Genomic DNA, 13353 nt, shown 5'->3' with positions numbered 1-13353 from the left:
TGTTGCACTTGAAATCCGAATCCAAGGACCTTTTTACGGCAAGCAGTAAATCAACGCTAGCACAACCTTAAATAGTTTTGCCTCATTTCAAACAATGGGCCAACCAAATGCCCGCTGCCGTCAACATAAACGAACCGCCGATATGGAGGAATACGGATAATGCAGCAGCCATCCACCGCCCATCCTGTATCATAGCCACCGTCTCAAGGGAAAAAGAGGACAATGTGGTCAGACTGCCTAAGAAACCGGTAATCAACAGCAAACGCCATTGAGGATCTGCAACCCATTCGGCACAAAATCCGATAAGCAAAGCCCCTATCCAGTTTGCAGCCAGCGTCCCCCAGCCCAAAAGCGGCGCAACGGGAAGCAGTAGACCAAGTATCCAACGCAACACCGCGCCGACAACCGCCCCTAGGGTGACCGGAAAAATATTTAAGAAGTTCATAATCAAATTAAAAACAAACTGAAATTACCGTACGCAAGGTTGTCTGAAAATAAAAATACCGATTTCTTCAAGCTTTTACAGACATACTTGCTTAGATTGCAACCAAAGTTCAAATTACTTTTACCAAAGGTAACGATAAAACTGAAATAAACGATGAGTGTTATAATAAGTAAATTGTAGGTCGTCTGAAAAGGAGTAATCGACATGCCCCGACGCGTCTTTATCGTACACGGTTTTGAAGGCAATCCGCACGGCAACTGGTTTGACTGGCTCTCGGCACAAGTCCGCGCCGCAGGCTTCCAAGCCGACTCGCTGGCGATGCCCAATCCCGAACGGCCGACCGTTTCTTCTTGGCAGTTCGCCCTCGACCAACACATCGGCAAACCCGACGAAAGCACCTTCTTAGTCGGACACAGCCTAGGCTGCATCACCCTTCTGCACTTCCTCAGCCGTCAGCAGCCCGAAAAAATCGGCGGCTTAGTACTGGCGGCAGGATTCGCTGACCCACTGCCCCCTCTGCCCGTCCTTGATGCCTACATCAAAGGGGCCGCGCCCGAATTCGACATCCTGCGCAAAATCCAAATGCCTAAACACTGCATTGTCTCCGACAACGACACCCACGTTCCGCCCGAATTGACCTTGAGTATGGCGGAAAAACTCAAAAGCCCCGTTACCCACATCGCCAAAGGCGGACACCTGATGGCATCCGACGGCTTCACAGAACTGCCGCAAGCTTGGGAAGTATTGAAACCGATGCTTACGGGCTAGAATATCAGCCGTCAAGCACTTCAAATTTCACATTACAGGGCATCTGCCCGCAAAAAAACGAATCGACATTCTATCACCTGCAATACCTGAATCCCGAATCCATCATGTCCGTCAACCATTACGAAAATTTCCCCGTCGGCTCGCTAGTCATGCCCCGCCGTCTGCGCAAGCCTACCCATGCCGTTTACGCTTTTGCGCGCACTGCGGATGACCTCGCTGATGAAGGCAATGCCGAAGCCGATGAACGCTTGCGCGCTTTGGACGAACTCAAATCCGAACTTGACCGCATACAGCGCGGCGAAACGCCGTTGACTCCGCTAATGCAACGTTTGCAGCATGAAGCCATCGCGCCTTTCAAGCTGCCGCTGCAGCCGTTTTACGATCTTTTGTCCGCATTCAGTCAGGATGTTGTCAAAACCCGTTATCAGGATTTTGGCGACCTGATTGACTACTGCCGCCGTTCCGCCAATCCAGTCGGGCGCATTATGCTGCATCTGTACGGACAAACCGACGAAGTCAGCATTGCCCAAAGCGACGGCATCTGTACCGCGTTGCAACTCATCAACTTTTGGCAGGACGTTGCCGTCGATTGGCAGAAAGGCCGTGTTTATATCCCGCAGGACGACTTGCAAAAATTTAACGTCAGCGAAGCGCAAATCGCCGAAGGTAAAGCAGATTTTGCGTTCCAAAGACTGATGGCGTATGAATGCAACCGCGCGTTCCAAATGCTCAAAGGCGGTTCGCCCTTGGGTAAAACGCTGAAAGGCCGTTTGGGATTTGAATTGCGGATGATTATTGTCGGCGGACAACTGATTTTGCAGAAACTGGACGGCTGCAAATACGATATGTTTACACAACGCCCTATTTTGGATAAAAAAGATTGGCTGATTATTTTGAAACGGGCATTCTTGAAGAAATAAACCGGCCGGCGCAAAAGGTCGCCTGAAAACTCAGCTTCAAGGCTGTTTTCAGACGACCTCATCACAGCCCTCTCATCAAATGTATCTTGAAAAATAGTTACCTTATCCTCGTTTGTAGTGAGAATACATCGCCAACCTAATCAATAATTTCAAATCGTAAAAATTATTCTCTTTGAACTTGGCAAGGCAACGTCCTACTTGTTAAACCCGCCATAAACTCATTTACTTGGGATATACATAAATCAAACGTTGTTTGAAAGCCTGACAGTTTTCAGACAACGTTTAATATATGATCTATTGAAACGCCGACATTCGACTTAAGCCACTGCCTGCCGCCATTGCGCCAAAAGCTGCTTCAATACATCAGGCTGATCGTGTCCGTTGCGGATAGCGGCTTCCAACCATTTACACGCTTCATCTGCATCATGCGCTATGCCCGTTCCGTTAAAATAAAGGCAGGCAAGATTGTATTGCGCCATTGCATCATGGTTTAGTGCCGCTTTTTCGAACCATTCTGCCGCCTTGGCATAATTCTGTGCCGTACCGTGTCCGTTGTAATACATCATGCCCAAATTGGTCTGCGCCTTCCCATGACCCAATAAAGCCGAACGTTCATACAGCCTCAACGCTTCCGAATGATCGGGATGGCGGTTCAAACCATAATGCGCGGCAAACGCCTGCTGATAAAGTTGCTCTGCTTCCTGCTTCTTCAAAGCTTTTTCTTTTGCTTCAGCATACTCCTCAGACTTATTGCCCAAGGCAATATCGGCAAGTAGTTTCTGATGTGCCTGCATATTTCCTTTATCCGCTGCCTGACGGTAATAGCGCCGTGCCTTCATAGGATTGGGAACCACGCCCAAACCATAACGGTAAATATCGCCCAAAATCCTTAAGGCTTCGGAATGCTGCTGTGCAGCCGCTTTTTCCGCATACGCATGAGCCTTGCCGGTATTGCGTTCCACCCATTTTCCCAAGAGGTAAATTTCTGCCAATCTTACCTGTGCGTCGCTGCTGCCTCCTCTTGCCGCAGCCTTCAAACGGTGTATGGCCTCTGTCGGATCAGTTTCCAGCAGTAAATCCGCCAACATGGTTTGTGCGGCAGCAATCCCGCTATCAGCTGCATGGCGCAGATGAACGACGGCAAGCTGCTTGTTCGGTTCGGTTCCCTGTCCCAATTTATATTGCAATCCCAGCTGCCAATGTGCTGCAGGAAAATCTTGCTCCGCAGCTTGTCGGTAAAACAAATGTGCCTGAGCAAAATCGGGAGGCGAGGCATATTGATAGTGTTGCGCTAAAAAGTATAATGCCTGCGGATGATGCTGAGCGGCAGCCATGTACGCCCATTGCAACGCCTCTTCATGCCGCCCACCGTCATGCAAACTCCGCATCAGTTTAAGCTGGGCATGGATAATACCTTCTTCAGCCAGCTCCTTGTAAGCTGCCATCAATGTATTGAAAGGCATGCCTTGTGATTCTTGAATCTGGAGCAGATTGTATCGAGCATAAGGATGCCCGCTTCCCGCCGCCTGCTGCATCAGTCTGATACCTGCCTGCCTATCCGCCGAAATCCCTAAGCCCTGCAACAGACAGCCTGCAAGTTGAAATGCGGATTCCGCATGCCCGGCTTGCGCAGCCTGACGCAACAAAGGAACGGCTGCTTCAAAATCAGGAGGTGTCCTAGCCAAATGTGAAATTGCTTCCCTGTAAAATGTGTCAGCGGTATTCATTTTTATAATCCGATTTATCTAAAATGCGCCGGATAATTAATTTTTCTTGTTTTATGCTATACAAACCAACCGGCGGCCAAGTCGCGCAAGTTTATCAGAATTTTGCCCCCTTGTTTATTCTATTATAATAATTCTTTTATTCTCAAATATATAATACGGTAAAGTGTCGTCTGAAAAAGACGGTAAACTCGTTTATAATACGATTTTTCTTTCAGGCCGTTTTAACCATGAAAAAGGTTGAAAAAAACGTATTGGTGCTGCACAGCGCAAAACAGATGTTCGACTTGGTCGATAAAGTTGAGGACTATCCAAACTTTCTCCCATGGTACAGTAAAACCGAAGTCATAGAGCGCAAAGATAAGGAACTCAAAGCACGGCTGTTCATGGACTATATGGGTGTGCGTCAATCTTTTGCGACACACAACCACAATATTCCCGGCTCGGAAATCCGTATGGACTTGCTGGAAGGCCCTTTCAAAACCTTGCGCGGTACATGGAAGTTTATCGATTTGGGCGGTGATATGTGTAAAATCGAATTTCGTTTGGAATATGATTTTTCCAATATGCTGCTTTCTACCGTCATTTCCCCCGTATTCAACCACCTCTCCGGTACGCTGGTCGATGCATTCGTCAAAGAGGCAGACAGACGCTATGCTTGAAATCGAAATTGTTTACGGAACGGCTGAAAAACAGATATTGCGCTCAATCCGTATTGAGCAAGGAGCAACCGCAAGGACGGCTGTGCTTCAAAGCGGCTTGGATAAAGATTTTCCTGAATTGGATTTGAATGTGGCCCCTTTGGGTATTTTTGGAAAAAGAGTCAAAGACGACGTTTTGTTGCGCGACCAAGACCGTATCGAGATATACCGCCCTTTACTGATTGACCCGAAAGAAGCAAGACGCAAACGGGTCGGTAAAACCAAATAAAATGCTTGAAAAGGTCGTCTGAAAACCGTTTGCTGTTTTCAGACGACCTCTCTTTGAGGAAACACAATGTCAAATAAAATCAAAATGATTGTAGGACTGGGAAATCCCGGTTCGGAATACGAACAAACGCGCCACAATGCCGGATTCTGGTTTATCGACGAATTGGCATGGCAATATAAAGCTACTTTAAAAGAAGAAAAAAAATTCTTCGGCTCAGTAGCCCGCATCAGCATATCCGGCTCAGACTTATGGCTTTTAAAACCTTCAACATTTATGAACCGCTCCGGTCAGGCAGTAGCCGCGCTGGCGCAATTCTACAAAATCAAGCCTGAAGAAATCCTGGTCGTCCATGACGAACTGGATATACCGTGCGGCAGGATAAAATTTAAATTGGGTGGGGGAAACGGCGGTCATAACGGCTTAAAAGACATTCAGGCACGCTTGGGAACGCCTGATTTTTACCGCCTGCGCTTGGGTATCGATCATCCGGGAGACCGAAATCTGGTTGTCGGCTATGTCCTGAATAAACCCAGCCCGGAACACAGGCAGCAAATTGATGAAGCCATCAATAAATCATTAAAAGCCGTTCCCATGCTGTTAGCCGGAGAATGGGAAGAAGCCGTACGTTTTTTACACAGCAAATAAATTTCAGACGACCTTTGGGAGCAAACAATGAATGAGCTTCTAGAATTAATTCAAACAGAATCTGTCGGAACGGTAGAAGAAACACTGGACTTTTTCTTATACGAATGCAGCTTGGACGAAGCACCGACCATTGAAGAAGTCAAACTATTGCGTGATGAACTGGACAAACGGGGGGATAAATTTATCCGTTTGTCCGCCATCTGCCAAAAATGGCTGGATGAGGAAACACAATGAAACTGCCTTTGAATAAGTTTACCTTGTTAGCAGCAGCTTGGTTTGCAGCAAGTATTTACGCATTACTTTTCAAAGAGTCCGGCAATGCGCCCCCTCCCTTTCCCAATTTCGACAAGGTTGCCCATTTCATTACGTTCTTTGCACAAACATGGTTAATAGCCAAAATCTTTTTAGCCGAGCAAAAACACGTGCCTTATAAAAAACTATTGATATTCGCCTTATTGTTTGCCTTCTTTAGCGAATGGGCTCAAGCAACGTTTACAACGACAAGGGAAGGCTCACTTGGAGACGGAATAGCGGATATGCTTGGCACAATGGCTGCCTTATGGTTTGCCAAAAAGGTAGAGACTGCAAAATTACAGAATCAAAAGCCTATCTGATGCCATATTCGAATACTGAAAACTTCTTAGGCAGTCTATAAAATAAAAAACCGATTCCCCATATGGAATCGGTTTTTTACAAGGGAAAATTACAGGGCATCTTTCAATGCTTTACCGGCACGGAATTTAGGAGTTTTAGCAGCAGCGATGGTCAGAGGTTCGCCGGTTTTAGGGTTGCGGCCTTGACGTTCTGCGCGTTCGCCAACGTAGAAAGTACCGAAACCGACCAGAGTTACGGTGTCGCCTTTTTTCAGAGCGTTGGTTACAGCATTGGTAGTGGCATCCAGAGCTTTTTGGGCGGCAGCTTTAGAAATGCCGGCTTCTTGAGCAATTGCTTCGATCAATTCAGACTTATTCACAATCAGTCCCTTCCTATCGTTGAAAATAATGAAATGCCCGAATACTCGGGGCTTCGTACTTTTGAGTACCTTTGCGCTTTATAGCAATTCTGAAAATACCGTGTCAAGCAAAAAATGCGGAATTGCCCTATTTTACAGGCTTTCAAGGCAAACCCGCATCTTTTGCAACACATTTTTTACAAAATCAGTGTTTGGTCGCTTTCGCCCTTGACTTAGGCTTGGCGGCTTCAACCTGCGCCTCTTCGGTACTTAAAGGCGCAACCCAAGGTGTCGGCTGGCTTTCCAAGCCCAAAGCGAGGACTTCGTCTATCCATTTGACCGGATGGATGGTCAGGCTGGTTTTCACGTTTTCAGGGATTTCTTCCAAGTCTTTGACGTTGTCTTTCGGAATCAGGACGTGTTTGATGCCGCCGCGCAAAGCAGCCAACAGTTTTTCCTTCAAACCGCCGATTGGCAAGACTTCGCCGCGCAGGGTGATTTCGCCCGTCATCGCCACATCGGCGCGCACCGGAATTTTGGTAAAGGCAGACACCATCGCCAAGGTCATGGCGATACCTGCGCTCGGACCGTCTTTCGGCGTTGCGCCTTCTGGAACGTGAACATGGATGTCTTTTTTCTCGTAAAAATCAGGAGCCAAACCCACTGATTCTGCACGGGAACGGACAACAGACCATGCCGCGGACACAGATTCCTTCATCACGTCGCCCAACTGGCCGGTACACTGGATCACGCCCTTGCCCGGCAACGCCACGGCTTCGACAGTCAGCAATTCGCCGCCGACTTCCGTCCACGCCAAACCGGTAACCTGTCCGATGCGGTTTTCACTTTCGGCAACGCCGTAATCGAAGCGGCGCACGCCCAAGTAGTCATGCAGGTTTTTCTCATTGACTTTAACCGCCTTAGGCTTGGCTTTGCTGGTTTTTTTGGTTTCAGACGACCTCTTCTTATCTTCGTTCAAGGTAATCTGCATCACCACCTTGCGGCAGATTTTGGCAATCTCGCGATCAAGCGAACGTACGCCGGCTTCGCGGGTGTAATAACGGATGATATCGCGTACCGCACTTTCTTCAACCACCAATTCGCCTTCTTTCACGCCGTTGCGTTTCATTTGCTTCGGCACGAGATACTGCATGGCGATATTAATTTTCTCGTCTTCGGTATAGCCGGACAAACGGATGATTTCCATGCGGTCGAGCAGCGGGGTCGGAATATTCAGGCTATTAGATGTAGCGATAAACATCACATCGCTCAAGTCGTAATCCACTTCCGCATAATGATCGGCAAACTTGTTGTTTTGCTCAGGATCGAGCACCTCAAGCAATGCGCTGGCAGGATCGCCTCGGAAGTCGCTGCCCAATTTGTCGATTTCGTCAAGCAGGAACAGCGGATTCTTCACGCCTGCCTTAGCCATGTTTTGCAGGATTTTGCCGGGCATAGAGCCGATATAGGTACGGCGGTGGCCGCGGATTTCGCTTTCGTCGCGCACGCCACCCAAAGCCATGCGGACGTATTGGCGGCCTGTTGCTTTGGCAATGGATTCGCCCAAAGAGGTTTTACCCACCCCCGGAGGACCGACCAAACACAGAATCGGACCTTTGAGCTTGTCCATACGTTTTTGGACGGCAAGGTATTCCAAAATCCGTTCTTTGACTTTTTCCAAGCCATAGTGGTCGGCGTTCAATACCAAATCGGCTTTGGCAATGTCTTTGCTGACACGGGATTTTTTCTTCCACGGCAGCTCAAGCAAAGTATCGATGTAGTTGCGTACCACGGTGGATTCCGCAGACATAGGCGGCATCATTTTGAGCTTTTTCAGTTCGGACAGACATTTCTCTTCGGCTTCTTTGGTCATGCCCGCTTCTTTGATTTTTGCTTCCAACGCATCCAGTTCGCCGCGTTCGTCTTCTTCGCCCAATTCTTTCTGAATCGCTTTCACTTGCTCGTTCAGATAATACTCGCGCTGGGATTTTTCCATCTGGCGTTTGACACGGCCGCGGATGCGTTTTTCGACCTGCATGATGTCCAGTTCGGATTCCAACTGGGCAAGCAGAAACTCCATACGGCCAATAATGCCGAAGGTTTCCAAAATCTGTTGGCGCTGCTCCAGTTTCAACTGCAAATGCGCCGCAATCGTGTCCACCAAACGGCTGTTATCATCGATACCGTTGATGGTATTGATGATTTCGGCAGGGATTTTTTTATTCAACTTGGCGTATTGGTCAAACTGGGTAAGCAGCGTGCGGCGAATGGCTTCAATATCGGGATTGTCCGCATCCGCATACTCATCGACAGCTTCGACATGTGACAGGAACAGTCCGCCACTCTCTTCAATGGTCAACACTCTGCCGCGCCGGATACCTTCAACCAACACTTTCACCGTGCCGTCAGGCAGCTTCAACACCTGCAAAACCTGCGCGACCGTACCCGTACGGTGCAAATCGGACGCTGTCGGATCTTCGGTGTTCGGGTCGATTTGCGCCAGCAAAAACACCGGATCGTCATTCGCCATTGCCGCTTCCAATGCCGCAATGGATTTCGGGCGGCCTACAAACAGCGGCAGCACCATATGCGGATAAACGACGACATCGCGTAAAGGCAGGGTTGCCAGTGCGCTGTATTCCTCAAAATGTTTTTCTTTTGTCGGCATATTGTTCTCTACTTGGTAATAAATTCGGAATGTGGCTTAAATTGGGATGGAAAAGCGTATTTCAAGACTTGAAAAAGCCGATGTACGCTTCTATTTTTATCGGCAACTTTTTGCGATAAAATACACGCCGTTCGAGGTCGTCTGAAAGGCTGGAAACTTTTCAGACGACCTCTCGGCATACAGCACATCAGGAGTCAGCCATGACCGACCAAACCTCACTCATCGAATTCCCCTGCCAATTCCCTATCAAAGTCATGGGCAACGCGCATCCCGAATTTGAAAAAAATATCTTGGAAACCGTCCGCCAGCACGCGCCCGATACCGAACCCCACCACATCACCACCCGTCAAAGCAGCAAGGGCAACTATACCGGCGCAACCGTCAAAGTAAACGTCGAAAGCAAAGAGCAACTGGACAAAATCTACCGCGCCCTGACCGATCACGAAATGGTGAAAGTGGTGTACTGATATGAAAATCGTGCAGAAAGGCATGGTCGAGTACCAACCGACTTTCGAAGCCATGAAAGCGTTCAACGCAGCCCGCGACGAACATACCGAAGACGAATTATGGGTGGTCGAGCACCCGCCCGTCTTCACACAAGGGCTGGCAGGCAAACCGGAACACCTCCTGATCCGCGACGACATACCCGTCGTCCAAATCGACCGGGGCGGGCAAATCACTTATCACGGTCCCGGTCAGTTGGTCATCTACACCATGATCAACTTCAAACGCCGCAAAACCAGCGTCCGCAACATCGTTTCCGCGCTTGAAAACAGCATCATCGCCACGTTGGCGGAATACGGAATCGAAGCGGCGGCAGACCCGAAACGCCCCGGCGTTTATGTTGGTGAGCGCAAAATCGCCTCACTCGGTTTGCGCATCAAAGACGGTTCCGTTTATCACGGTCTGGCATTAAACGTAAACATGGACTTAAGCCCGTTTACCCACATCAATCCCTGCGGCTATGCCGGCATGGAAATGACCCAAATCGCGGATTTTGTCCAACCCTGCCCCACCTTGGACGAGGTTGCACAAAAACTGACCGCACACCTCGAGACACAACTCACACCGAAAGCGAACAATTAATGAGCGAAATCAAAGTTGACGATCCCAAGCGCGGCGTCAAACTCAAAGGCGCGGACAAAACCGCCCGCATCCCCATCAAAGTCGTCCCCCTTCAGGAAAAACTGAAAAAGCCCGAATGGATACGCGCTAAGCTGCCTTCACGCAAATTCTTTGAAATCAAAGACATTTTGCGCGAACAAAAAATGCACACCGTTTGCGAAGAAGCCTCCTGCCCGAACATCGGCGAATGTTTCAGCAAAGGCACAGCGACCTTCATGATTATGGGCGATATTTGTACCCGACGCTGCCCGTTCTGCGACGTAGGACACGGTCGTCCAAATATGCTCGACCCTGACGAACCGAAAAATCTCGCAGAATCCGTCAAAGCCATGAACCTGCGTTACGTCGTCATCACTTCTGTTGACCGCGACGACCTGCGCGACGGCGGCGCGCAGCATTTCGCCGACTGCATCAAAGCCATCCGCGAAACCAGTCCGAACACCAAAATCGAAATCCTCGTTCCCGACTTCCGCGGCCGCTTGGACATCGCGCTGAAAATCCTTGCCGAAACCCCGCCCGACGTGATGAACCACAACTTGGAAACCCATCCGAGCCTGTACAAAAAAGCCCGTCCGGGTGCCAACTATCAACACTCCCTCGACCTGCTGCGCCGCTACAAAGAAATGATGCCGCACATCCCGACCAAATCCGGCATCATGGTCGGCTTGGGCGAGACAGACGAAGACGTGCGCGAAATCATGCGCGATATGCGGGCGCACAATATCGAGATGATTACCATCGGCCAGTACCTCCAGCCTTCAGACGGACACCTGCCCGTCTTGCGCTACGTCACGCCCGACCAGTTCAAAATCTTTGAAAAAGAAGCATACGAACTGGGCTTCACCAACGCCGCCATCGGCGCCATGGTCCGCTCAAGCTACCATGCCGACGAGCAGGCTGCCGAAGCATTACGCGAAAGTGTGAATTCTAACAATAAATGATACTGAACATCGCTCTTTGGTGCTATACATTGCTAAATGGTGCTAACATGGAATAACAAGATGCCGGTGATCCAGATTAAAGAATTTCCCAACGACGGAAGAGTTTGGAGAATTGATTGGTTCGGAGCAGTACGAAAAAACGATAACGTACCTACGGAACCGACCATCGACGTTTATCTCAGACCTGTATCAGTAACAGACAAAACGTCTATTGCTGATTTTGGCTGGTTAAATAAAGAGCGAATATGCTGCACTATTGGTGTTGGACAACTGCCGGTACTTACTATCGGTTCTCTTTGGAAAAACGGTAAGTTATTGGATTACCAAGTTATCGTGCCTAGTAATCTACCAAACGTTAACATAGCTGAAGATTCTGTACGTTTGATTGAAGCAGCGCATAAAGATCAAACCGGTTATATCATCAATAAAGCTGCCTTTGATATTGGCGGTTTCAAAAATGGATTATCTGCAAGATGTTTGGCTATTGAATCTGATGGAGATCCCTATTCAATCATTATTCCCGTTGCTGAAGTTATTCGTTTTTATTACGCCATTTCAACCAATTTGGCCAAGATTGCTTTTTTGGGGTCATATGAAACTAATTTCGATCAAATCATCGGTGAACGATGCGGTTTTGATTCAAAAACCAAGATTCTCATAATCCATTTACGACAATGGCTTTACGATAATGAGGGATGGGTTTTGGGTAGGATTTTAAGGGACAAAAATGCACAGCAGGGATTTTTCCAAATTCATCGTTCGTTAGTCAAACAATCAGTGGGGAAGTATCATCAGCCGATGCCGGAAACTAATTTCCCGTTTCAAGGAAAAACAGATTGGGCTGCACGCTGCCTAAGTTTTACGAGCGGTGGAAAAGTTCGTACCTTAATCTTAGAATTATTGCGTTGTACTGCTCCCTTTCCTTTTTCTAATTTAGTGGTTATTAGAGACAATGATGGCAGGCAAGCATCTCCAGAAACTGATCTACCGGAATCAAATAAACGTCCTTATCTAAGGAACCAGGGATTAAAATCTGGTACTTCAAAAAAACTGCATAGCATAGAAGAACCTGTGCAGAATATGAAAAGAATGGTTATTGACTATGTAAAAGAACGTTTTGGAGATCTTTGGAATAAAGAACTCATCAAGCCTGAAAAAGAGTTTTGTAATTATAGAAAAACAGACTTACTGTTTTTGCCGCCATCGGAATCGACCACAGCATTGGGAACCGGCGACGGTACATCAGGACAATCCAAAACTGCCCCCATTTCAATCTCTATTAATGTTGGAAAAGAAACAGGCATCGCTCAAAAGCTACGTTCTCACAGTCGTTCCGAAGCTCTGCCTGCTACCTTTGAAAATATGATGGCCGCTGTCCGATATTTATCAGAGAACTATCAAGATAAAGGTGTTACAGCAAAAGTATGGCCGACCCTATATATGCCGTTAACTTCTAATCGTAGCAGTCAATGGTCTTATTTAGATACTTCTGCAACAACAACCAACCTAGTCAAAACTCCAAGAAGAGTTTTAATTGCCGAACTCAATATAGATAATATGCTATTTTGGTTGGTGGAGTTTGAACAAAGAGAATCAGAATCCTTAACTGCTGCTATGATATATGGAGCAAGTTCAATGAAGGCTGAAGAAATAAAAAAAATCCTGCATTTGCTTGCTCGGTCAAAAGGAATTTGGAAAAATATTCCTCCACACGGGAGATTTCATATCAGGCCAATGAAGCATAGCTGGCCGAGTATCGAAGAATATGCTTCATCTATTTACAAAGCCTGCTTGGCAACTTCCACCTGACTTGTGTTTCTGTTGGTACAATCCAAATCTATTAGTACATCTGTCATTTAGATACATTAATATTTTCTTAATTTTTAGGATGCAACTTATGCCACGTACGCACGCACGCGATTATACTTCACATCAAATAATTATCTAAAGAATTCAACTCATTGTGCTGATTTTTTGTCAAGTGATACGGGAGGTACAAAATACCCGAATTAACTTGGCAAGGAAAAGCTCAAGTCAAACTGCATCATCTGGATGTGCCGTTTCATTTTCTCAACAAGCAATATGATTTTCACGCGGCTGCCGGTTCACCAGACAACCGCAGCGACAATATTTTGATCCACGGCGATAACCTGTTAGCACTTAAATCACTGTTGCCAGAATTTGGCGGGCAGATACATTGCATTTATAGTCAATTAAAATCAAAATAGGACAGTA

At 47.5% G+C, this 13353-nt stretch carries 15 protein-coding genes; 11 read left to right on the top strand and 4 right to left on the bottom strand.

Annotated features, from left to right (window positions below; translation table 11 throughout):
* Positions 1–82: 82 nt before the first annotated feature.
* Positions 83–445: a fluoride efflux transporter CrcB gene (gene crcB, locus HMPREF2954_RS02605; RefSeq protein WP_045072244.1), complete on the bottom strand. Its 363-nt coding sequence runs from the start codon at positions 443–445 to the stop codon at positions 83–85.
* 204 nt (positions 446–649) lie between these two features.
* On the opposite strand from crcB, the gene HMPREF2954_RS02595 reads away from it, so the two are divergent.
* Positions 650–1213 (top strand): RBBP9/YdeN family alpha/beta hydrolase, encoded by a 564-nt coding sequence (locus HMPREF2954_RS02595; RefSeq protein WP_045072243.1) that lies wholly within the window; start codon positions 650–652, stop codon positions 1211–1213.
* Between the two features lie 104 nt (positions 1214–1317).
* Positions 1318–2133, top strand: a complete 816-nt coding sequence (gene hpnC / locus HMPREF2954_RS02590) for a squalene synthase HpnC (RefSeq protein WP_045072240.1) — start codon at positions 1318–1320, stop codon at positions 2131–2133.
* A 317-nt stretch (positions 2134–2450) separates the two neighbouring features.
* Here hpnC and HMPREF2954_RS02585 read toward each other — a convergent pair whose 3' ends face one another.
* Positions 2451–3860, bottom strand: a complete 1410-nt coding sequence (locus HMPREF2954_RS02585; RefSeq protein WP_045072239.1) for a tetratricopeptide repeat protein — start codon at positions 3858–3860, stop codon at positions 2451–2453.
* A 227-nt stretch (positions 3861–4087) separates the two neighbouring features.
* Here HMPREF2954_RS02585 and HMPREF2954_RS02580 point away from each other — a divergent pair, with 227 nt between their 5' ends.
* The 5 genes from HMPREF2954_RS02580 to HMPREF2954_RS02560 all read left to right on the top strand — a co-directional run bounded on the left by HMPREF2954_RS02580 (position 4088) and on the right by HMPREF2954_RS02560 (position 6046).
* Positions 4088–4519, top strand: coding sequence for a type II toxin-antitoxin system RatA family toxin (locus HMPREF2954_RS02580; RefSeq protein ID WP_003742453.1), 432 nt, complete (start codon positions 4088–4090; stop codon positions 4517–4519).
* Positions 4512–4787, top strand: a complete 276-nt coding sequence (locus tag HMPREF2954_RS02575) for an RnfH family protein (RefSeq protein ID WP_045072238.1) — start codon at positions 4512–4514, stop codon at positions 4785–4787. Before HMPREF2954_RS02580 ends, HMPREF2954_RS02575 begins: the two co-directional genes overlap by 8 nt.
* A gap of 66 nt (positions 4788–4853) precedes the next feature.
* Positions 4854–5432 carry an aminoacyl-tRNA hydrolase gene (gene pth / locus HMPREF2954_RS02570; protein ID WP_045072236.1) on the top strand — a complete coding sequence of 193 codons (579 nt, stop codon included), beginning with the start codon at positions 4854–4856 and terminating at the stop codon, positions 5430–5432.
* 27 nt (positions 5433–5459) lie between these two features.
* Complete coding sequence (locus HMPREF2954_RS02565; RefSeq protein ID WP_045072235.1) at positions 5460–5666, top strand: hypothetical protein; 207 nt, start codon at positions 5460–5462, stop codon at positions 5664–5666.
* Positions 5663–6046, top strand: coding sequence for a VanZ family protein (locus HMPREF2954_RS02560; protein ID WP_045072234.1), 384 nt, complete (start codon positions 5663–5665; stop codon positions 6044–6046). The genes HMPREF2954_RS02565 and HMPREF2954_RS02560 overlap by 4 nt, the downstream gene beginning before the upstream one ends.
* Before the next feature lie 89 nt (positions 6047–6135).
* Here the strand turns inward: HMPREF2954_RS02560 and HMPREF2954_RS02555 are convergent, their stop codons facing one another.
* Both HMPREF2954_RS02555 and lon read right to left on the bottom strand, forming a co-directional pair.
* Complete coding sequence (locus HMPREF2954_RS02555; protein WP_003677477.1) at positions 6136–6405, bottom strand: HU family DNA-binding protein; 270 nt, start codon at positions 6403–6405, stop codon at positions 6136–6138.
* A gap of 184 nt (positions 6406–6589) precedes the next feature.
* Positions 6590–9052 (bottom strand): endopeptidase La, encoded by a 2463-nt coding sequence (gene lon / locus HMPREF2954_RS02550; protein ID WP_045072233.1) that lies wholly within the window; start codon positions 9050–9052, stop codon positions 6590–6592.
* A 200-nt stretch (positions 9053–9252) separates the two neighbouring features.
* Here lon and HMPREF2954_RS02545 point away from each other — a divergent pair, with 200 nt between their 5' ends.
* From HMPREF2954_RS02545 to HMPREF2954_RS02530, 4 genes are read left to right on the top strand one after another with little or no spacing between them, the layout of a single operon-like run.
* Positions 9253–9519: an HP0495 family protein gene (locus tag HMPREF2954_RS02545; protein WP_003756826.1), complete on the top strand. Its 267-nt coding sequence runs from the start codon at positions 9253–9255 to the stop codon at positions 9517–9519.
* A 1-nt stretch (position 9520) separates the two neighbouring features.
* Entirely contained in the window at positions 9521–10138 is a 618-nt protein-coding gene (gene lipB, locus HMPREF2954_RS02540) for a lipoyl(octanoyl) transferase LipB (protein ID WP_009311759.1), read from the top strand.
* Positions 10138–11118 carry a lipoyl synthase gene (gene lipA, locus HMPREF2954_RS02535; RefSeq protein WP_045072230.1) on the top strand — a complete coding sequence of 327 codons (981 nt, stop codon included), beginning with the start codon at positions 10138–10140 and terminating at the stop codon, positions 11116–11118. The genes lipB and lipA overlap by 1 nt, the downstream gene beginning before the upstream one ends.
* A gap of 60 nt (positions 11119–11178) precedes the next feature.
* The gene (locus HMPREF2954_RS02530; protein ID WP_231574584.1) at positions 11179–12927 is read left to right on the top strand and encodes a hypothetical protein; all 1749 of its coding nucleotides are present in this window, start codon (positions 11179–11181) and stop codon (positions 12925–12927) included.
* The last annotated feature ends 426 nt before the right edge of the window (positions 12928–13353 follow it).

Origin of the sequence: Neisseria sp. HMSC067H09 (genome assembly GCF_001814135.1) — a bacterium.
Lineage (GTDB): Bacteria > Pseudomonadota > Gammaproteobacteria > Burkholderiales > Neisseriaceae > Neisseria.
The sequence above is the reverse complement of the archived record's forward strand: the minus strand, read 5'-3'. Positions and strand labels throughout refer to the sequence as shown.

Excerpts from the sequence above, each read along its gene's own strand:
- lipB (WP_009311759.1), top strand. The coding sequence starts at position 9,521 with ATGAAAATCGTGCAGAAAGGCATGGTCGAGTACCAACCGACTTTCGAA.
- HMPREF2954_RS02560 (WP_045072234.1), top strand. The coding sequence starts at position 5,663 with ATGAAACTGCCTTTGAATAAGTTTACCTTGTTAGCAGCAGCTTGGTTT.
- lon (WP_045072233.1), bottom strand. The coding sequence starts at position 9,052 with ATGCCGACAAAAGAAAAACATTTTGAGGAATACAGCGCACTGGCAACC.
- HMPREF2954_RS02545 (WP_003756826.1), top strand. The coding sequence starts at position 9,253 with ATGACCGACCAAACCTCACTCATCGAATTCCCCTGCCAATTCCCTATC.
- HMPREF2954_RS02530 (WP_231574584.1), top strand. The coding sequence starts at position 11,179 with ATGCCGGTGATCCAGATTAAAGAATTTCCCAACGACGGAAGAGTTTGG.
- HMPREF2954_RS02565 (WP_045072235.1), top strand. The coding sequence starts at position 5,460 with ATGAATGAGCTTCTAGAATTAATTCAAACAGAATCTGTCGGAACGGTA.
- HMPREF2954_RS02585 (WP_045072239.1), bottom strand. The coding sequence starts at position 3,860 with ATGAATACCGCTGACACATTTTACAGGGAAGCAATTTCACATTTGGCT.
- lipA (WP_045072230.1), top strand. The coding sequence starts at position 10,138 with ATGAGCGAAATCAAAGTTGACGATCCCAAGCGCGGCGTCAAACTCAAA.
- HMPREF2954_RS02580 (WP_003742453.1), top strand. The coding sequence starts at position 4,088 with ATGAAAAAGGTTGAAAAAAACGTATTGGTGCTGCACAGCGCAAAACAG.
- HMPREF2954_RS02575 (WP_045072238.1), top strand. The coding sequence starts at position 4,512 with ATGCTTGAAATCGAAATTGTTTACGGAACGGCTGAAAAACAGATATTG.
- crcB (WP_045072244.1), bottom strand. The coding sequence starts at position 445 with ATGAACTTCTTAAATATTTTTCCGGTCACCCTAGGGGCGGTTGTCGGC.
- HMPREF2954_RS02595 (WP_045072243.1), top strand. The coding sequence starts at position 650 with ATGCCCCGACGCGTCTTTATCGTACACGGTTTTGAAGGCAATCCGCAC.
- pth (WP_045072236.1), top strand. The coding sequence starts at position 4,854 with ATGTCAAATAAAATCAAAATGATTGTAGGACTGGGAAATCCCGGTTCG.
- hpnC (WP_045072240.1), top strand. The coding sequence starts at position 1,318 with ATGTCCGTCAACCATTACGAAAATTTCCCCGTCGGCTCGCTAGTCATG.